Source organism: Micromonospora sp. NPDC023869 (assembly GCF_055559695.1).
Genome location: NZ_JBVHKD010000006.1, coordinates 181726 through 199694, shown reverse-complemented (window position 1 = coordinate 199694; position 17969 = coordinate 181726). Strand labels below are relative to the sequence as shown.

Here is a 17969-nt window from a genome sequence, read left to right as displayed (position 1 = left end):
CCGGGAAACCGGCGTGGTCCCCCGGGGCGGCAACGCTCAGCCGGACTCCTCCAGGTCGCCCTCGACCTCCAGGTACGCCTGCCGCAGCGCGTCCATCAGCGTCGGATCGGGCTTGGCCCAGAGCCCACGGTCGGCGGCCTCGGTGAGCCGCTCGACGATCCCGCGCAGCGCCCACGGGTTCGACCGGCGCAGGAACTGCTGGTTCTCCGGGTCCAGGACGTAGCTCTCCGCGAGCTGCTCGTACATCCAGTCGGTGACCACGCCGGCCGTCGCGTCGTACCCGAACAGATAGTCCACGGTGGCGGTCATCTCGAACGCGCCCTTGTAGCCGTGTCGACGCATGGCGGCGATCCACCGTGGATTGACCACCCGGGCCCGGAACACCCGCGCGGTCTCCTCGGTCAGCGACCGGGTCCGGGTGGCGTCCGGGGTGGTGCTGTCCCCGATGTACGCCCGAGGCGCCTGCCCGGTCAACGCCCGCACCGTGGCGATCATCCCGCCGTGGTACTGGAAGTAGTCGTCGGAGTCGGCGATGTCGTGCTCACGGGTGTCGGTGTTCTTCGCCGCCACCGCGATCCGCCGGTACGCCGACTCCATGTCCTCTCGGGCGGGCCGCCCGTCCAGGTCACGGCCGTACGCGAAGCCACCCCAGACGGTGTAGACCTCGGCCAGGTCGGCGTCGTCGCGCCAGTTCCCGCTCTCGATCAGCGGCAGCAGCCCGGCACCGTACGCGCCGGGCTTGGAGCCGAAGATGCGGGTGGTGGCGCGCCGGTCGTCGCCGTGCCGGGCGCTGTCGGCACGGGCGTGCGCGGCGAGGTAGTTCTCCTCGTCCGGCTCGTCCAGCGCCGCCACCTCCCGGATCGCGTCGTCCAGCAGGAGCACCACGTGCGGGAAGGCGTCCCGGAAGAAGCCGCTGATGCGCAACGTGACGTCGATGCGGGGGCGTCCCAGGTCGGCCAGCGGGACGATCTCGACGCCGGTGACCCGCCGGGACGCCGGATCCCAGACCGGTTGCGCGCCGATCAGCGCCAACACCTCGGCGATGTCGTCGCCGGAGGTCCGCATCGCCGAGGTGCCCCACGCCGACAGGCCGACCGAGCGGGGCCACTCGCCGGTGTCCCGCCGGTAGCGCTCCAGCAGGCTGGTGGCCATCGCCTGCCCGGTCTCCCAGGCCAGTCGGCTGGGGATGGCCTTGGGGTCGACGGTGTAGAAGTTGCGGCCGGTCGGCAGCACGTTGACCAGTCCGCGCAGCGGCGACCCACTCGGTCCGGCGGGCACGTAACCCCCGTCGAGGGCGTGCAGGACGGCGTCGAGTTCGCCGGTGGTGCCGGCCAGGCGTGGCGCGACCTCGGTGGCGGCGAACGTCAGCACCCGGCCGACCTCCGCGCCGTGCGGGTGGTCGTCGCCGAGCACCTCGACGCGTACCCGGTCGACCGCCTCGACGGACCAGTCGTGCCGCTCCATCTCCTCGACCAGCCGTCGGGCCACCGCCTCGATCCGGTCCACCTCGGCGGTGTGTTCGGCGCCACCCTCGTCGAGGCCGAGCGCGGCCCGCAGACCGGGCACCGCGTCGGCCTGCCCGCCGAAGACCTGACGGGCACGCAGGATGGCCAGCATCAGGTTGATCCGCGCCTCGCCGGTCGGGGCGTGCCCGAGCACGTGCAGGCCGTCGCGGATCTGCGCGTCCTTGACCTCGCAGAGCCACCCGTCGACGTGTAGCAGGAAGTCGTCGAACTCGGCGTCGTGTGGGCGCTGCTCCATCCCCAGGTCGTGGTCGAGCCGGGCGGCCTGGATGAGCGTCCAGATCTGCGCCCGTACGGCCGGCAGCTTGGCCGGGTCCATGGTGGCGATGTTGGCGTGCTCGTCGAGCAACTGCTCCAGCCGGGCGATGTCGCCGTAGCTCTCCGCCCGCGCCATCGGCGGCACCAGATGGTCCACGATGGTGGCGTGCGCCCGCCGCTTGGCCTGCGCGCCCTCGCCCGGGTCGTTGACCAGGAACGGATAGATCAGCGGCAGCTCGCCGAGGACCGCGTCCGGCCCGCAGCTCGCGGAGAGGCCGAGGTTCTTGCCGGGCAGCCACTCCAGTGACCCGTGCTTGCCCAGGTGCACCACGGCGTGCGCGCCGAACTCCTCGTCCAGCCACCGGTAGGCGGCCAGGTAGTGGTGCGTCGGCGGCAGGTCCGGGTCGTGGTAGATGGCCACCGGGTTCTCGCCGAACCCACGGGGCGGCTGGATCATCAGCAGCACGTTGCCGGCCCGCAGCCCGGCCAGGACGATCTCGCCCTCCGGGTCGGCGGACCGGTCGACGAACAGGTCACCCGGGGCGGGACCCCAGTGCTCGGTCATCGCCTCCCGCAGGTCGTCGGGGAGCGCGTCGAACCAGCGGCGGTAGGTGGCGGCCGGGACGCGGACCGGGTTGCCGGCCAGCTTCTCCTCGGTGAGCCACTCCGGGTCCTGGCCGCCGGCGGCGATCAGGGCGTGGATCAGACGGTCCCCGTCGGCGTCCTGGCCCTCTCCGCTGGGCAGCAGACCGGGCAGCGCGTCCGGGCCGTCGACCGGTCCGACGTCGTACCCCTGTCCGCACAGCGTCCGCAGCAGGTGTACGGCGCTGGCCGGAGTGTCCAGACCGACCGCGTTGCCGACCCGGGCGTGCTTCGTCGGGTACGCCGACAGCACCACCGCGATCCGCCGCTCGGCCGGCGGAACGTGCCGCAGCCGGGCGTGCCGGACCGCGATGCCGGCGACCCGGCGGGCGCGCTCCGGATCGGCGACGTAGTGCGGCAACCCGTCGGCGTCGGTCTCCTTGAACGAGAACGGGACCGTGATCAGCCGTCCGTCGAACTCCGGAACCGCCACCTGGGTGGCCGCGTCCAGCGGGCTGAGCCCGTCGTCGCTCTCCGCCCAGGACGCCCGGTCCTGGGTCAGCGCCAGCGCCTGGAGGATCGGCACGTCCAGCTCGGCGAGCGCGCCGACGTCCCACGCCTCATCGGCGCCTCCGGCGGAGACCTCCGCCGGCCGGGTGCCCCCCGCCGCCAACACCGTGACCAGCAGCGCGTCGGCCCGGCCGAGCGTGGCCAGCAGGTCCGGCTCGGGGGCGCGCAGGCTCGCGCAGAACACCGGCAGCGGTACGCCACCGGCCTGCTCGACGGCTGCGCAGAGCCCCTCCACGAAGGCGGTGTTGCCGCTGAGCTGGTGGGCCCGGTAGTAGAGGATGCCCACCATCGGCCCGGTCACCGTCGGTGCCGGACGCGACATGACGCCCCAGTCGGGGTGCGTGAGCGGCGGCGCGAAGCCGTGACCGGTCAGCAGCACCGTGTCGCTGAGGAAGGCGTGCAACTCGCGGAGGTTGTCCGGACCGCCCTGCGCGAGGTAGGCGTGCGCCTGCGCGGCGATGCCCTGGGCGACCGTGGAGCGGGCCATCAGGTCGGCGTCGGGCAGTTGTTCACCGCCGAGGGCGACCACCGGCACGTCGCCGCCGAGCAGCGTGTCCAGGCCACGCTGCCACATCCGGTAACCGCCGAGGATGCGGACCACCACGAGGTCCACGCCGGCCGTCAGGTCGGCCAGCGCCTCCGGCTCCTCGCCGACGCGGGCCGGGTTCGCCAGCCGGTACGCCGCACCGCTGGACCGGGCGCTGAGCAGGTCGGTGTCCGAGGTGGACAGTAGTAGGATCACGCCGTCACCGGGCATGGTTGACTCCTCCCCGGGTCCGCGCCCGTGGCCGTCGGTCGCGGTCGACCGGAGTGTCTGGCTCGCGGGCCGGCACGGGGCCGGACCGGTGACAGTGGCGGGACCGCCCCGGACTCGCACCGGGTTCCTCCGCGCCGACCGCGTGATGCTGATCTCGGCGCGTTCCGTGCCGAGACTCCGACTCTACGATGAACGGGTGCCTGCTGTCTCCACCCCGCCCGGTCGTTCCGGCGCCGACCGGTGTCCCGGGGCGCTTCGGGCCCACCAGGCCGCCGACGGACTGCTGGTGCGCGTACGGCTCCCCGGCGGTCGACTGAGCACGTCACAACTACGCCGGCTGGCGGCCACCGCCCGAGGTGACGCCGACGGCACGCTGGAGCTGACCTCACGGGCGAACGTGCAGCTCCGCGGCATCCGCGACCAGCAGGCGGTGGACCGGGTCGCCGCCGTCCTGGTCGACTCGGGGCTGCTGCCCAGCGCCAGCCACGAGACGGTCCGCAACATCGTCGCCTCGCCGCTGAGTGGTCTGGACCACAGTGGCCGGCCCGACGTACGGCCGGTGGTGGCCCGGGTCGACGAGGCCCTCTGCGCCTGTCCCGAGCTGGCCGACCTCAGCGGTCGTTTCCTGATCGCCGTCGACGACGGCCGGGGTGACGTCGCCGCCCTCGGCGCGGACCTGTGCTGGCTGGCCGAGACCGGCGCGCTGCTGGTGGCGGGGCGCGACGTCGGGCTGCGGGCCGACGCCGACCAGGTCGCCGCGACGATCGTCACCGCCGCCCGAGCCTTCCTGCGTCAGCGCGCCGGGCGGCGGGACGTGTGGCGGGTGGCCGACCTGCCCGAGGCACCCGCCGCCGTCGTCGCGGCACTGGGCGGGCCGCACGCCGAGCCGGTGGGCCCGCCGCATGGCGGCCCGCCGCCGGTCGGTCCACATCCGGCCGGATTCGTGGTGGCCGCCGCACCGCTGGGCCGGCTCACCGCCGCGCAGGCCGATGCGGTCGCGACGCTGACCGACGGACCGGTGGTGGTCACGCCGTGGCGGACCGTCGTCGTGGTCGCCGCACCCGAGGCGGCCGTGCCGGCGCTGAGCGGGGCCGGGTTGGTCGTCGACCCCGCCTCGCCCTGGGTCGGGGTGACCGCCTGCGCCGGCCGACCCGGCTGCGGTAGCGCGCTGGCCGACGTCCGCGCCGACGCCACCGCCGCCCTGACCGCCGCCGCGCCGCCCGCCGCCGACGCGCTTCCCCTGCACTGGGCCGGCTGTGACCGGTGCTGCGGCCGCCCCTCCGGCCCGGTCGCTCTGGCGGTGGCCACCGGCGCCGGTTACCGTGTCGCCGGTCCCCGAGAGGATCACCACGGCCCGCTGTCCGAGCGGGTGGCACAGGCACGGAGACCACGATGAGTTACGACTACGTCCGCGAGGGCGCCGAGATCTACCGCCGCTCGTTCGCCACCATCCGCGCCGAGACCGACCTGTCCCGGTTCCCCGCCGACGTCGCCCGGGTGGTGGTGCGGATGATCCACGCCTGCGGCATGGTCGACCTGGTCGACGACGTGGACGCGCACCCCGAAGTGGTCGTCGCCGGGTACTCGGCACTGGCCGCCGGTGCGCCGGTGCTCTGCGACGCGGCGATGGTCGCCGCCGGTGTCACCCGCAGCCGGCTGCCCGCCGACAACGAGGTGGTGTGCACGCTGCGTGATCCGGCGGTGCCGGAGTTGGCCCGGCAGCTGGGCACCACCCGCAGCGCCGCCGCCATGGAGTTGTGGCGGGACCGGCTCGACGGCGCGGTGGTCGCCATCGGCAACGCCCCGACCTCCCTGTTCCGGCTGCTGGAGCTGATCGACGAGGGCGCGGGTCGGCCGGCGGCGGTGGTGGGCGTACCGGTCGGGTTCATCGGCGCGGCCGAGTCCAAGCAGGCGCTGGCCGACCATTCGGCCGGGATTCCGTACCTGGTCGTGCAGGGTCGTCGGGGTGGCAGCGCCGTCACCGCGGCGGCGGTGAACGGCATCGCGAGCGAGGTGGAGTGACCATGGTGGAGCCCGGCACCCTCTACGGCGTCGGGGTCGGACCCGGCGACCCGGAACTGTTGACGGTCAAGGCGGCCCGGCTGATCGCCGAGACCGACGTGGTCGCGTACTACTCGGCCCGGCACGGCCGCAGCATCGCCCGCTCCATCGTGGCCGGGCTGCTGCGGGAGGACCACGTGCACGAGGCCCTGGTGTACCCGGTCACCACCGAGGGCACCGACGACCCGGCCGGCTACGAGGGCGTGATCCGCCGCTTCTACGACGACAGCGCCGAACGGCTGGCCGTCCACCTGGCCGCCGGACGCGACGTGGTGGTGCTCTGCGCCGGCGACCCGATGTTCTACGGCTCCTACATGTACCTGCACGAACGGCTCGCGCACCGGTTCCCGGCCGAGGTGGTGCCGGGGGTGACCTCGGTCAGCGCCGCCTCCGCCGTGCTGGGTCGGCCGCTGGTCGAACGCGACGAGGTGCTGACCGTCCTGCCCGGCACGCTGCCCGCCGAGGAACTCGCCCGACGGCTCGCCGACACCGACGCCGCCGCCGTCCTCAAGCTGGGCCGGACCTTCGACAACGTCCGTGCCGCCCTGGACGACGCGGGTCGGCTGCCCGAGACGTGGTACGTGGAACGGGCCACCTCACCACGCGGACGGCACGCCCCGCTGGCCGACGTGTCCGCCGACGAGGTGCCGTACTTCTCGCTGGCGTTGCTGCCGAGCCCGACAAGTGCCGCCAGCCGGGACGACCTACCTGCCCCGGCACCGGCGTCGGCGGGGGAGGTGGTCGTGGTCGGGCTCGGCCCGGCCGGACCCCGCTGGCTCACCCCCGAGGTGGCGCGGGCGCTGCGCGAGGCCCAGCACCTGGTCGGCTACGGCCCGTACGTGGACCGGGTGCCGGTGCGTCCCGGTCAGCAGCGGCACACCTCGGGCAACCAGGTGGAGACCGAACGGGCCGCCCACGCCCTGGAACTGGCGCTCGGCGGGGCCCGGGTGGTGGTGGTCTCCTCCGGCGACCCCGGCGTGTTCGCCATGGCCAGCGCGGTCTACGAGGTGGCGACCGGCCAGGCGAGATTCGCCGGGGTGCCGGTGCGGGTGCTGCCGGGCCTGACTGCGGCGCAGGCGGCGGCGAGCCGGGTCGGTGCCCCGCTCGGACACGACTTCGCGGTGCTGTCGCTGTCGGACCGGCTCAAGCCGTGGCCGGTCATCGAGGCGCGGCTGGCCGCCGCCGCTGCGGCCGACCTGGTCCTGGCGCTCTACAACCCGGCCTCGGCCAGCCGTCGTTGGCAGGTCGGCGCGGCCCGGGAGACGCTGCTGCGCCACCGTGACCCGAAGACGCCCGTGGTCCTGGCCCGGGACGTGGGCCGGGCCACCGAGTCGATCACCGTGGTCACGCTCGGCGATCTCGACCCGGAGACGGTCGACATGCGGTGCCTGCTCATCATCGGTTCGTCGACCACCCAGGTCAGCACCCGGGGCGACGACTCCGTGGTGGTCTGGACGCCCCGCACCTATCCCGGCTGAATCGGCAGCGTCGACACCCAGTCCACCGCCTCGTCCACCCTGGACACCGTCGTCGGGTGGACGGCGGGGACCGGCCGGTCGATCATCACGACCGGTAGTCCGAGCTGCCGGGCCGCGTCGAGTTTCGCCTCGGTGAGCCGGCCGCCGCTGTCCTTGGTCACCACCACGTCGATGCGATGGGTGCGGATCAGCTCCAGTTCACCGGCGAGCGTGTAGGGGCCCCGGCTGCGCAGCAGCCGGATGTGCTCCGGCAGCGGCTCGTCCGGCGCGTCCACCACCCGGGCCAGGATCCACAGCCCGGTCGACGGGCGGAACGCCGCGAGGCTCTGCCGTCCGGTGGTGAGCAGGACCCGCCGCCCGAGCGCCGGCAGTTCCCGGACCGCAGCGGCCACGTCGGGTACGCGGTGCCAGCGGTCGCCCGGCCGCGCCGTCCAGCCCGGTCGTTCCAGCCGCAGGTGAGGTACGCCGACCCGGGCGGCGGCGGTGACGGCGGAGGTCCGGATCCGGGCCGCGTACGGGTGGGTGGCGTCGATCAGCACCTCGACGCGGTGCGTGTCGAGCCACCTGGCCAGCCCGTCGGCGCCGCCGAACCCGCCGACGCGTACCGCACCGACCGGCAGGCGGGGATCGGCGACCCGCCCGGCCAGCGAGGAGATCACCGACAGCCCCGGTCGGTCGACGAGCCGAGCGGCGAGATCACGTGCCTCGGCGGTGCCCCCGAGGATGAGTACCCGCACCCGCTACCCCCTCGCACTCGTACCCCCGGGGGAGTAGTGAACCACGCGGCCTTGGTGAAAGGAGGGGTCCCCTGCTAACGCCTACGGTATAGAAGGGGACCCCTCCTAACATCGGATCGCGTCGGTGCCGGCTCCCGCGTCGGTGCCGGCTCCCCGCGTCGGTCAGGAGGCGACCAGGCCGTCGATCTGGTTGATCGCCCCGGTCGCGCCCTCCACCATGCCCATGTCCAGCACCTGCTGGAGCGCCTCGGCGGACGGGTACGTGCTCACGTACGTCGCCCGGGTCCCGCCGTCGTGCGCGGTGAAGGTGAAGACGCTCTTGGAGACCGGCATGTCCGGGTTGGGGGTGAGGTCGTCGTGGGCGAAGCCGTCCTCGAAGGCGAAGCTGCGGGTCGCGTCCACGGCGGTGACCAGCCAGTACCCGGCGAAGCGTTCGCCCTCGGGGCTGGTCATGTAGTAGGTCACCCGCCCGCCGGGTGTGAGGTCGTGGTCGACCACGGTGGCCGGATAGGTCGGCGGCCCCCAGATCTTCTCCAGTTGGCGTGGGTCGGCGTACACCTGCCAGATCCGCTCCACGGGCGCGGCGAAGTCGGCGGTGATGGTCAGGCTCAGGTTGTCGAGGTCCTGCTTGACGTCGGTGACGGGCACTCTTCAGTCCTCCTGGTCGGTTTCTGATGCGATGAGCATGTCGATGCGGGCGATGCGTCCGCGCCAGATCTGTTCGAGCTCGGTGAGCATGGACGCCACCGACCGCACCGCCTGCACGTCGCCGCTGGCCAGTTGCTCGCGACCGCTGCGTCGCTTGGTCAGCAGGCCGGCCCTCTCCAGCACGGCGACGTGTTTCTGCACGGCGGCGAAGCTCATGTCGTAATTGGCGGCGAGCGCGGAGACGGAGTGCTCCCCGGCCAGCACACGGCGCAGGATGTCCCGCCGGGTGCGGTCGGCGAGCGCGTGGAACAGGGCGTCCGCCCGATCCTCACTCGCCTCCGTCACAAACCCAATATACAACTGATCGGTTGTACGTCGTCAAGGGGCTTGCGGATTCGTCGGCGCGTGTCGCGACGCGGTACCTCGCGCCTTCCCGCTCAGCAGACGTCGACACGCATCCACCACGGCACCGTCCTGCCCCGCGAGATGTGTCGACTGCCCGCGTGGGCCGCCACGCGTGCTCCACGCCGATGATCGACCGCCGGTCGCGCTCCGCCGAGCAAGAGCGCCGGGCGTGCAAGGAAGGGTCCCCTGTTAACGCTTGGTGGTGTTAACAGGGGACCCTTCCTTGCGTCTGGGCGGGCCGGGGGATGCAGAGATCGGGAGGTGGGTCGATTTGTTGTCGCTATGGCAGCAACAAATCGACCCACCTGCGAACGTGCCTGTGTGGGTCTTTCCCGCCAGTCGCCAGTTCGGGAACTTTGTCCGTTCTGGTGAAGGCTGTAACTTCGGAGCTGGCCCGACCACCACAGCGGCTGGTCCGACCGATCAACTCACACGGCGAAGCGGGCTCAGCGGCGAGGCAACCGTGCCAGCCGGTTGAACACTCTCCCAGGCCGACCGGGTGCCGACTGATCTAGAAGCCCGGCTCACGGCGGCCCGGCTCACGGCGGCCGGGCTCACGGCGGCCCGGCTTACTGCGGGCCGCCTCATGGCGCTTCGCCTCACGCGGCTGGCGACGCGCTCTCGGTCGGCTTCGCGCAGTTCATCCTGCAACTGGGCTGGTGCGCTCGGGGCGGCCGGGTGGTCAGGGCGTCGAGGCGGCGGGTGGTTCGGGCTCAGAGGCGCGGCGTCGTTGCAGCGTCCGCGCGGCGACCACCGGCAGGACGCGCAGGATGAGCGCCAGGACCACGGCAAGAGTGAGGGCCTGCCGTACCGACAGACCCTGCCACGCCAGCACGGCACCCGCGCCCACACCGGTCAGCAACGCCCCGCGTGCGACCCGCAGCGCGACGACGAGACCCGAGGGTTCCTCCGCGGCCTGGTCGGGCTTGGACCACAGGGTGCTCACCGCCGCCGTGACCGCGAACAGTACGGCGATCAGCAACGCCCAGAGGGCGACCCGACCGATGCCGGCGTCGTCGGTCAGCGACGGTGCGGCGAAGGTGGCCGCCAGGAGGATGAAGAGGGTGGGCACCCACGTCAGGAGGAAGGCCGCCAGCCCGGTCTGCAACGCCCGGCGCCCCCGACCGACCTGCGGTTGCACCTGACTTCCGATGCCGGCGGTCACTTCGTCGGGGGCCCATACCAGCTGGCCGACCCTGCGCGGCTCGGGCGTTGGCTCAGACATGCCGGCAAGCCTAGTGCGCAGGCTTTTCCTCGCCCTGTTCGGCGTCCTGCCCGCCGTGCTCGGAGTCCAGCGCCGACGTTCCCGCCGCTGTGGACGGTGTCCCGACCGCCAGCGCGGCCTGTCGGTCTCGTGCGGTCGCTGGCGGCGCGCCCTCACCGCTCGCGTAGGGCCGCCGTGAGCGCGGCGTCGAGGATGTCCAGGCCGGCGTGCAGGTCGTCGTCGCTGATGGTGAGCGGCGGGGCGATCCGGAAGATGCCGCCCATGCCGGGCAGTTGGACGATGTTCATGTGCAGACCCCGGTCGAGGCAGGCTGAGGTGACCCGGGTGCCCAGCGCGTCGGCCGGCGTCCGGCTCACCTTGTCGGTCACCAATTCGAGGCCCTGGAGCAGGCCCCGGCCCCGGACGTCGCCCACCACCTCGTGCTCGTCCCGCAGGGTCTGGAGCCGCTCGGTGAGCTGCTCGCCGAGCTGCGCGGCCCGCCGGACCAGGTCCTCCCGGGCGATGACGTCGAGCACGGTCAGCGCGACCGCCGCCGCCAGCGGGTCGGAGACGTGGGTGGTGTAGAAGAGGAATCCCCGTTCGTGGCAGACCTGCTCGATCTCGGCGCTGGTGACTACGGCGGCCACCGGCAGTCCGGCGCCGAGGGTCTTGGACAGGGTGAGGATGTCCGGGGCGACGCCGTCGCGTTCGAAGGCGTACATCGCGCCGGTGCGGCCGAGCCCGGTCTGTGCCTCGTCCAGGATGAGCAGCATCCCGCGCTCGTCGCACATCTGCCGGAGTCGGCGCAGGTATCCGGGCGGCAGGTCGATGATGCCGCCCGAGGAGAGGATCGGCTCGACCAGGCACGCGGCGAGGCTTCCGGCGGACTGCTGGTCGACCAGGGCGAAGCCGTACGCGAGTTCGGCCTCCCAGTCGTGTGCGCCGGTGGCCGTACGGAACGGCGACCGGTAGGCGTTCGGTGTGGGCAGGACGAGGTTGCCCGGCATCGGCGGACCGTAGCCGCGCCGCCCGGCGGAGAACGTCGCCGACGCCGCCCCCTGCGTCATGCCGTGCCAGGACCGGTCGAACGAGACGATCTCGTACCGGCCGGTGTGGAGCTTGGCCATCTTGATCGCCGCCTCGTTCGCCTCGGCGCCGGTGGTGAGCAGCAGCGTCTTGCCCAGTGAGGGAGGCAGTGTGGCGGCGAGCCGCTCGGCCAGTGCGAGCAGCGGCGGGCTGAGCATGCCGCTGTAGAGGTGGTCCAGTGAGGCGACCGCGGACGAGACGGTGGAGACGATGTCCGGGTGCGCGTGGCCCAGGATGGCGCTCATCTGTCCCGAGGTGAAGTCGAGGATCGGCCTGCCCTCGCGGTCGAAGACGTACGCCCCACGGGCGCGCTCGATGATCCGGGGGGTGAAGCTGGCCCCGTAACGGATCAGCAGGCGGTCCGCCTGGTCCCAGAACGTCGTGTCCATCAGCGGTCCTCTCGTACGCACCGGGCGGCGGAGCCGTCCCTGCCGGTCATCCTGCGACGGCCCCGTGCGGGCGACAAGCAGACAAAGATCGCTGATCATTCGTCGTCGCCGTACGGTCGGCCCATGCTCAACCCTCGACGTCTGGTGGTGCTGCGGGCGGTCCTGGCCGCCGGATCGATCAACCAGGCCGCCCGGAACCTCAACTACGCTCCGGCCACGATCAGTCAGCACATGACCGAGCTGGCCAGGGAGACCGGCCTGGTCCTCTTCGTGAAACAGGGACGGGGCATCGTCGCCACCGACGCCGCCCGCCACCTCGCCGACCAGGCGCAGACGCTGGTCGCCGACTTCGAGCGGCTGGAACGGGTCGTCGCGGACCTGCGCGGCGGCCAGGGGGAGCACCTGGCGATCGCCTGTTTCGCCTCGGCGGCCGAGCGGTGGATCCCGGAGCTGGTGCGGACCGTTCGGCAGTACCGACCGAACCTCACCGTGGAGATCAGCCTCAACGAGCCGGTCGACGGTCGGGGCCGCCGGCAGCCGGACCTGGACATCCGCACCGAGCCGGCCGGCGGCGTCGAGGTACGGCTCGACGGCTACCACCGGCACGAACTCGCCGTGGAGGAACTCGTCGCCGTGCTGCCGGCCGGGCACCCGCTCGTGGACGCCCCCGAGATCGCGTTGCGGGATCTCGGGGGCGAGCCGTGGGTGGACCACGACATCTACGACAGCCCGATCGGGCAGATCATCTCCAGCGCCTGCCGCAGCGCCGGGTTCACGCCTCGGTTCGCCGCCCGGCTGGACGACCATCGGGCGGCCCTGCGACTGGTGGCGGCCGGTGTCGGTGTCACGCTGCTGCCGCGCCTGGCCGTGGTGGACCTGCCGGAGGGCGCGGTGTCGAGACCGGTGGTCCGTCCCGTCGTCCGGCGTCGCATCGTCGTGCACGTGCGTCGAGACCGCCGCCGGCACGAACTCCTCGCCCGAGCGGTGGCACGCCTGCGCGCCGACGCCGAGTCTGACCCCTGCACCGCGAGCCCCGGCCACTGACCCGACCGCCGGGCAAGGGACGCCACCGGCCGAGGCGGCGCGGATGACCGAGGGCGCAGGCGTCCGCACACGACCGGTCGCGAGCCTGGCGTACCCGCCGACCCGGCCCTGGCCGTCCCGCCAGGCCCTGCCGGCCTGAGTCGAGCCGCGGGCCCGGGCTGGGCGTACGCGCGCGACCGGCGCCCGAGGGCACCGGTCGCGGCGATGGGACGACGGTCGATCAGCGCAACGGCCGGAATCCGGCGCGCAGCTCCTCGGCGAAGGCCATCGGCCGTTCCCAGGCGGCGAAGTGCCCGCCCCGGTCGAGCCGGTGGTAGTAGACGAGGTCCGGGTACGCCTGCTCCACCCAGCTACGCGGCGCCTCGTACAACTCGTCCGGGAAGACGCTGACCGCCACCGGCACCCGTACTCCCTTGGTGGCGAAGAACGAGAGTGCGTTCTCCGCATAGAGCCGGGACGACGAGACACCGGTGTTGGTCAACCAGTACAACGTGATGTTGTCCAGCACGTCGTCCCGGCTGAGGCCGCCCGGCCCACCCGCGAAGACCCGCGAGATGAGGTCCAGGCTGCGCGCGTCGTGGTCGAGCAGGAACGCGGCCAACCCGACCGGCGAGTCCGCCAGCGCGGTCAGGGTCTGCGGCCGGGTGCCCATCATGAGGGCGTACGCGACGTGCTTCCACACGAAGTCGAGCTGCTCGCAGGCGCGCCGCTCCTCGGCGGAGAGGTTCGACGGCAGCGAGCCGAGGGCGTCGTTCGCCCCGCTCATGTCGGACTGGAACAGCTTGTCGAGATCCGCCGGTACGGCTCCCGGCATGTTGGTGTGGATACCGGCCAGCTCCGGCGGGGCCTGCACCCCCATCAGGTCCGAGATGATCGCGCCCCAGTCGCCGCCCTGGGCGACGAAGCGGTCGTACCCGAGACGCCGCATCAGCTCGGTCCACGCGCTGGCGATGTGCTCCGGACCCCAGCCCGGCATGGTCGGCTTGCCGGAGAAGCCGTGCCCGGGCATGGACGGGATCACCACGTGGAAGGCGTCCGAGGCGCTTGCGCCGTGGGCGGTGGGATCGGTGAGCGGGCCGATGACCTTGAGCTGTTCGATCACCGAGCCGGGCCAGCCGTGCGTGATGATCAGCGGCAGCGCGTCCTCGTGCTTCGAGCGGACGTGGATGAAGTGGATGTCCAGCCCGTCGATCTCGGTCATGAACTGCGGGACGCCGTTCAGCCGTGCCTCGACGCCACGCCAGTCGTACTCCCGCTCCCAGTAGCGCGCGACCGTCTGGATCGTCGCGAGCGGCACGCCCTGCGACTGGTCGGCGACGGTCTCCTTCTCCGGCCACCGCGTGGCGGCGATCCGGCGGCGTAGGTCGTCCAGCTCCGCCTGCGGGATCTCGACCGTGAACGGCCGGATCTGCGCGGTACGCGGTCGGGCTTCGGTCTTGACGGCCATCTCTGCCTCCTGTTCCCACTGTCGCGGGCGAACGGGATGTCCTCGTGCCGGGTCAGCTCACCGCCGGGCAGCGAACCGGTCGAGGTACGCCCCGTAGCCCTCGCGCTCCAGGTCGTCGCGGGGCACGAAGCGCAGCGCGGCCGAGTTCATGCAGTAGCGCAGCCCGCCGGTCTCGATCGGACCGTCGCCGAAGACGTGGCCGAGGTGGCTGTCGCCGTGCGCGGACCGGACCTCGGTGCGGGTGACGCCGAGGCTGCGGTCCGGGATCTCGACCAGGTTCCCGGACTCGACCGGCTTGCTGAACGTCGGCCAACCGGTGCCGCTGTCGTACTTGTCGACGGAGGCGAACAGGGGTTCACCGGACACCACGTCGACATAGAGACCGGGGTCCAACTTGTCCCAGTACTCGTTGGCGAAGGGCGTTTCGGTCGCGGACTCCTGGGTGACCCGGTACTGCTCGGGCGTCAGGTCCGAGATCACGTCGGGGCTCTTGCGGTAGTCCTGAGACACCATCTCTCCTCCCGGCGGGCAGTGGCCCGATGGTCGGGGAATCTCCGAACCCGCTGCTTACCCCGCCCCCCGACGCCTACGCCCCGGCCGGGGAGTCACCGGGAGGCGTGTGCGGCCCGGGCGGGGGCACCCACCTCGTGCAGGTGGCGCAGCGCCTGCCGGTACGAGTCGACCAGGCCGGTCTGCTCGTAGCGGACACCGATCTCGGCACAGTACGCCTGCACGATCGGCTGGGCCCGGCGCAGGTTCGGCGTCGGCATGCCGGGGAACAGGTGGTGCTCGATCTGGTAGTTCAGGCCGCCGAGGGCCGCGTCCACCAGCCGGCTGCCGTGGACGTTGCGCGAGGTCAGCACCTGCTTGCGCAGATAGTCCTCGGAACCGGTCGGATGCGGCATCCCCTTGTGGTTGGGCGCGAAGGTCATCCCGAGGTAAACGCCGAAGATCGCCTGGTGCAGCAGCAGGAAGACCACGGCCTGCGGCGGGGTGAGGACGAGCAGCAGGGCCGTGAGGTAGCCGGCGGCGTGCAGGAGCAGCAGGGTGGCCTCGACACCCGGCCGCTTGACCGTGCCGTCTCGCAACGCCTTGACGCTGGACACCTTGAGACTGACGGCGAGCAGCGTGAGCAGGGGGAAGAACAGGACGGCCTGGTGCCGGACGATGAATCCGCGCAGCCCACGGCGGCCCAGCGACGCCTCCGCGGCCCAGACGAGCACCTCCGGGGCCACGTCCGGGTCGAGATCGTCGTGGTTGGGGTTGTTGTGGTGGCGGGTGTGCTTGTCCATCCACCACCCGTAGCTCATCCCGACGCCGAGGTTGCCGGCCACCAGCCCGGCGAACGCACTCGGACGCCTGGTCCGGAACACCTGGCGGTGTGCCAGGTCGTGTGCCACGAGCGCGACCTGGGCGAACGTGACGGCGAGGAAGACTGCGGTGGTCATCTGCCACCACGACGAACCGAGGGCGAAGAAGGCCGTCCAACCACCGACGAACATGAGCCCGACGACACCCAACCTCAGGGCGTAGTAGAGGGGCCGGCGTCGCATCAACCCGGCGTCGGTGATCCGGCGGGACAGGACGGCGAAATCGCTGCCGCTCGTCGGGCGCGGTGGCGTCGTGGCGGTCGTCATGGTCCCAGCAGACCGCATACGGGACGCACCCGTCAGGAGTTCTGCCCCCACCCTACGACGGGGTGCTAGCACCACCGAGAAGCGCCTGACACGCAGGCACAATGTGACGATGGACCGGGTCGACGGCGACGAGCGGGCGTACGCGTGGGCGTGGCGGGGCCTGCGTGCCGTACTCGCCGGTCTGGCCGCCGTCGGTCTGGCCGTGACCAACCTCGTGCTGCTCGGCGTGTCGCTGGTGGCACTGGCCCTGGTCCCGGTGCCGTTCCTCGGCATGGCGTTGCTGCCGTGGACGATGACGCTGGTCCGCCACCGCGCGGATCTCGAACGCCGGCTGGCCGCCCGCGCCGGTGTCCCGGTGTCCCGGCCCTACCGTCCGCCCCCGGCACGCGGTGTCCCCGGCGGGTGGCGGCGGTTCCGCTGGATCGTCACGGACCCGGCCACCTGGCGCGATCTCGCCTGGCTCCTGCCCGGCGCGGTGGTGTCCACCGCCCTCGGCCTGATCTCCCTGGCCGTGCCGCTCTACGGCGTGCTGGGCCTGACGCTGGTGCCGGTGTGGATCTGGCTCGGCACCGACTGGTACGGCTACGGCCTCGTCTGGTCCGTCGACACCGTCGTGGAAGGGCTGGTCTGTGTGCCGCAGGGCGCCGCCATCCTCGCCGGTGGGCTCTGGTTGGCCCCGTGGCTGCGCCGCGTCGACGCGTACTTCACCCGGCTGCTGCTCGCCCCGACCAAGGCCGCGGAGCTGCGACTGCGCGTCACCGAACTGACCGTCACACGGGCCGACACCGTCGACGCCCAGGCCGCCGAGCTGCGTCGCATCGAGCGTGACCTGCACGACGGCATCCAGGCTCGTCTCGTCTCCCTGGGCATGATGATCGGCCTGGCCGACGAGCTGATCGACCGTGACCCGAGCGCGGCTCGTGAGATGCTCGCGGAGGCGCGGGAGTCCAGCGGTACCGCCCTGGTGGAGCTGCGCCATCTCGTCCGCGGCATCCATCCGCCGGTGCTGGCCGAGCGTGGGCTCGACGGCGCGGTGCGGGCGTTGGCGCTGGGCCTTCCCGTCCCGATCACGGTCGATGTCGACCTGCCCGGCCGACTCGACACGCCGGTCGAGTCGGCCGCCTACTTCGCCGTGGCCGAGACGCTGACCAACCTGGTCCGGCACAGTCGGGCGCGGACCGGGGCGGCGTCCCTGCGGCACACCGACGGCACGCTGACCATGGTGGTCGCCGACGACGGGATCGGTGGTGCCGACCCGGGCGCCGGTTCCGGCCTCCGAGGCATCGAACGCCGCCTGGCCGCCTTCGATGGCACGATGACCGTGTCGAGCCCGGTCGGCGGGCCCACCGTCGTCACCATGGAGTTGCCGTGCGTGTTGTCATCGCCGAGGACCACGCACTCCTTCGGGACGGGTTGACCCGGATCCTGCGAGCCTTCGACTTCGACGTCGTCGCGGCCGTCGACAACGGACCTGCCCTGCTGCCCGCCCTGGTCAGCCTCCGGCCTGAGGTGGCGGTCGTGGACGTACGGCTGCCGCCGACGTTCACCGACGAGGGCCTGCACGCCGCGATCGCCGCCCGTACCCGCATCCCCGGGCTGCCGATCCTGGTGTTGTCCCAACACGTCGAGCCGTTGTACGCCCGGGAACTGCTCAGCACCCCGCACGGCGGCGTGGGCTACCTGCTCAAGGACCGGGTGTCCCACGTCGGCGAGTTCGTCGACGCGGTCCGTCGGGTCGCCCAGGGTGGCACCGCGATGGACCCCGAGGTGATCTCTCGACTGCTGGCCCGCCGGGAGCCCCTCGCGGCGCTCACCGTCCGGGAGCGGGAGGTGCTCGGCGAGATGGCCGAGGGCCGCTCCAACGCCGCGATCGCCGGCAAGCTGCACATCACCGAGAAGGCCGTCAGCAAACACATCAACAACATCTTCACCAAGCTCGACATGCCGCCCTCCGATGACCACAACCGGCGGGTCCTCGCCGTATTGGCGTACCTCAACCCCTGAGGGGCGACGTTCTGTCGTACTCGGACCTGCGGAGTTCCGTCAGGTGTCTCAAGCGTCCACTCTCCACGGACCGTTACCGTCTGCTCACCAAAGGATCGAGTCGGTGCGTGCCGTCGACGACAGTCGGCCGGGACCGCCG

The 17969-nt window shown here is 72.4% G+C and carries 15 protein-coding genes and 1 riboswitch; of the genes, 6 read left to right on the top strand and 9 right to left on the bottom strand.

Going from position 1 to position 17969, the window contains the following annotated elements:
* Positions 1 to 36: 36 nt before the first annotated feature.
* Positions 37 to 3690, bottom strand: a complete 3654-nt coding sequence (cobN, locus tag ACZ31C_RS18860; protein WP_465796387.1) for a cobaltochelatase subunit CobN — start codon at positions 3688 to 3690, stop codon at positions 37 to 39.
* A gap of 51 nt (positions 3691 to 3741) precedes the next feature.
* Positions 3742 to 3820: riboswitch (cobalamin riboswitch) on the bottom strand.
* Between the two features lie 66 nt (positions 3821 to 3886).
* Between cobN and ACZ31C_RS18855 the strand changes: the two genes are divergently transcribed.
* Genes ACZ31C_RS18855 through ACZ31C_RS18845 form a run of 3 tightly spaced genes read left to right on the top strand, consistent with a single transcriptional unit; the run spans position 3887 to position 7229 of the window.
* The gene (locus ACZ31C_RS18855) at positions 3887 to 5086 is read left to right on the top strand and encodes a precorrin-3B synthase (protein WP_465796386.1); all 1200 of its coding nucleotides are present in this window, start codon (positions 3887 to 3889) and stop codon (positions 5084 to 5086) included.
* On the top strand, positions 5083 to 5712 hold the full coding sequence (locus tag ACZ31C_RS18850; protein WP_465796385.1) for a precorrin-8X methylmutase: 630 nt from the start codon (positions 5083 to 5085) through the stop codon (positions 5710 to 5712). Before ACZ31C_RS18855 ends, ACZ31C_RS18850 begins: the two co-directional genes overlap by 4 nt.
* A 2-nt stretch (positions 5713 to 5714) precedes the next feature.
* Positions 5715 to 7229 (top strand): precorrin-2 C(20)-methyltransferase, encoded by a 1515-nt coding sequence (locus ACZ31C_RS18845; RefSeq protein ID WP_465796384.1) that lies wholly within the window; start codon positions 5715 to 5717, stop codon positions 7227 to 7229.
* Here the strand turns inward: ACZ31C_RS18845 and ACZ31C_RS18840 are convergent.
* The 5 genes from ACZ31C_RS18840 to ACZ31C_RS18820 all read right to left on the bottom strand — a co-directional run bounded on the left by ACZ31C_RS18840 (position 7217) and on the right by ACZ31C_RS18820 (position 11698).
* Positions 7217 to 7966: a cobalt-precorrin-6A reductase gene (locus ACZ31C_RS18840; RefSeq protein WP_465796383.1), complete on the bottom strand. Its 750-nt coding sequence runs from the start codon at positions 7964 to 7966 to the stop codon at positions 7217 to 7219. The two genes, ACZ31C_RS18845 and ACZ31C_RS18840, sit on opposite strands and share 13 nt — an antisense overlap.
* 162 nt (positions 7967 to 8128) lie before the next feature.
* Positions 8129 to 8614 (bottom strand): SRPBCC family protein, encoded by a 486-nt coding sequence (locus ACZ31C_RS18835; RefSeq protein ID WP_449946962.1) that lies wholly within the window; start codon positions 8612 to 8614, stop codon positions 8129 to 8131.
* 3 nt (positions 8615 to 8617) lie between these two features.
* Positions 8618 to 8959, bottom strand: a complete 342-nt coding sequence (locus ACZ31C_RS18830; protein ID WP_465796382.1) for an ArsR/SmtB family transcription factor — start codon at positions 8957 to 8959, stop codon at positions 8618 to 8620.
* 742 nt (positions 8960 to 9701) lie between these two features.
* Positions 9702 to 10244: a hypothetical protein gene (locus ACZ31C_RS18825; RefSeq protein WP_465796381.1), complete on the bottom strand. Its 543-nt coding sequence runs from the start codon at positions 10242 to 10244 to the stop codon at positions 9702 to 9704.
* Between the two features lie 152 nt (positions 10245 to 10396).
* Complete coding sequence (locus tag ACZ31C_RS18820; RefSeq protein WP_465796380.1) at positions 10397 to 11698, bottom strand: aspartate aminotransferase family protein; 1302 nt, start codon at positions 11696 to 11698, stop codon at positions 10397 to 10399.
* Between the two features lie 123 nt (positions 11699 to 11821).
* Here ACZ31C_RS18820 and ACZ31C_RS18815 point away from each other — a divergent pair, with 123 nt between their 5' ends.
* Positions 11822 to 12742 carry a LysR family transcriptional regulator gene (locus ACZ31C_RS18815; RefSeq protein WP_465796379.1) on the top strand — a complete coding sequence of 307 codons (921 nt, stop codon included), beginning with the start codon at positions 11822 to 11824 and terminating at the stop codon, positions 12740 to 12742.
* Between the two features lie 220 nt (positions 12743 to 12962).
* Here the strand turns inward: ACZ31C_RS18815 and ACZ31C_RS18810 are convergent, their stop codons facing one another.
* The 3 genes from ACZ31C_RS18810 to ACZ31C_RS18800 form a co-directional block, all read right to left on the bottom strand.
* A complete protein-coding gene (locus ACZ31C_RS18810; RefSeq protein ID WP_465796378.1) occupies positions 12963 to 14189 on the bottom strand; it encodes an epoxide hydrolase family protein in 1227 nt (408 codons plus the stop codon).
* Between the two features lie 57 nt (positions 14190 to 14246).
* Positions 14247 to 14702 (bottom strand): peptide-methionine (R)-S-oxide reductase MsrB, encoded by a 456-nt coding sequence (gene msrB, locus ACZ31C_RS18805; RefSeq protein ID WP_465796377.1) that lies wholly within the window; start codon positions 14700 to 14702, stop codon positions 14247 to 14249.
* 92 nt (positions 14703 to 14794) lie between these two features.
* Entirely contained in the window at positions 14795 to 15826 is a 1032-nt protein-coding gene (locus tag ACZ31C_RS18800) for a fatty acid desaturase family protein (RefSeq protein WP_465796376.1), read from the bottom strand.
* Between the two features lie 109 nt (positions 15827 to 15935).
* Here ACZ31C_RS18800 and ACZ31C_RS18795 point away from each other — a divergent pair, with 109 nt between their 5' ends.
* Positions 15936 to 17243 (top strand): sensor histidine kinase, encoded by a 1308-nt coding sequence (locus tag ACZ31C_RS18795; RefSeq protein ID WP_465796375.1) that lies wholly within the window; start codon positions 15936 to 15938, stop codon positions 17241 to 17243.
* Entirely contained in the window at positions 17195 to 17830 is a 636-nt protein-coding gene (locus tag ACZ31C_RS18790) for a LuxR C-terminal-related transcriptional regulator (protein WP_465796374.1), read from the top strand. Before ACZ31C_RS18795 ends, ACZ31C_RS18790 begins: the two co-directional genes overlap by 49 nt.
* Positions 17831 to 17969: the final 139 nt, after the last annotated feature.

Coding starts and splice junctions, on each gene's coding strand:
- ACZ31C_RS18825 (WP_465796381.1), bottom strand. CDS start 10,244: ATGTCTGAGCCAACGCCCGAGCCGCGCAGGGTCGGCCAGCTGGTATGG.
- ACZ31C_RS18800 (WP_465796376.1), bottom strand. CDS start 15,826: ATGACGACCGCCACGACGCCACCGCGCCCGACGAGCGGCAGCGATTTC.
- msrB (WP_465796377.1), bottom strand. CDS start 14,702: ATGGTGTCTCAGGACTACCGCAAGAGCCCCGACGTGATCTCGGACCTG.
- ACZ31C_RS18850 (WP_465796385.1), top strand. CDS start 5,083: ATGAGTTACGACTACGTCCGCGAGGGCGCCGAGATCTACCGCCGCTCG.
- ACZ31C_RS18815 (WP_465796379.1), top strand. CDS start 11,822: ATGCTCAACCCTCGACGTCTGGTGGTGCTGCGGGCGGTCCTGGCCGCC.
- ACZ31C_RS18795 (WP_465796375.1), top strand. CDS start 15,936: ATGGACCGGGTCGACGGCGACGAGCGGGCGTACGCGTGGGCGTGGCGG.
- ACZ31C_RS18845 (WP_465796384.1), top strand. CDS start 5,715: ATGGTGGAGCCCGGCACCCTCTACGGCGTCGGGGTCGGACCCGGCGAC.
- ACZ31C_RS18810 (WP_465796378.1), bottom strand. CDS start 14,189: ATGGCCGTCAAGACCGAAGCCCGACCGCGTACCGCGCAGATCCGGCCG.
- cobN (WP_465796387.1), bottom strand. CDS start 3,690: ATGCCCGGTGACGGCGTGATCCTACTACTGTCCACCTCGGACACCGAC.
- ACZ31C_RS18820 (WP_465796380.1), bottom strand. CDS start 11,698: ATGGACACGACGTTCTGGGACCAGGCGGACCGCCTGCTGATCCGTTAC.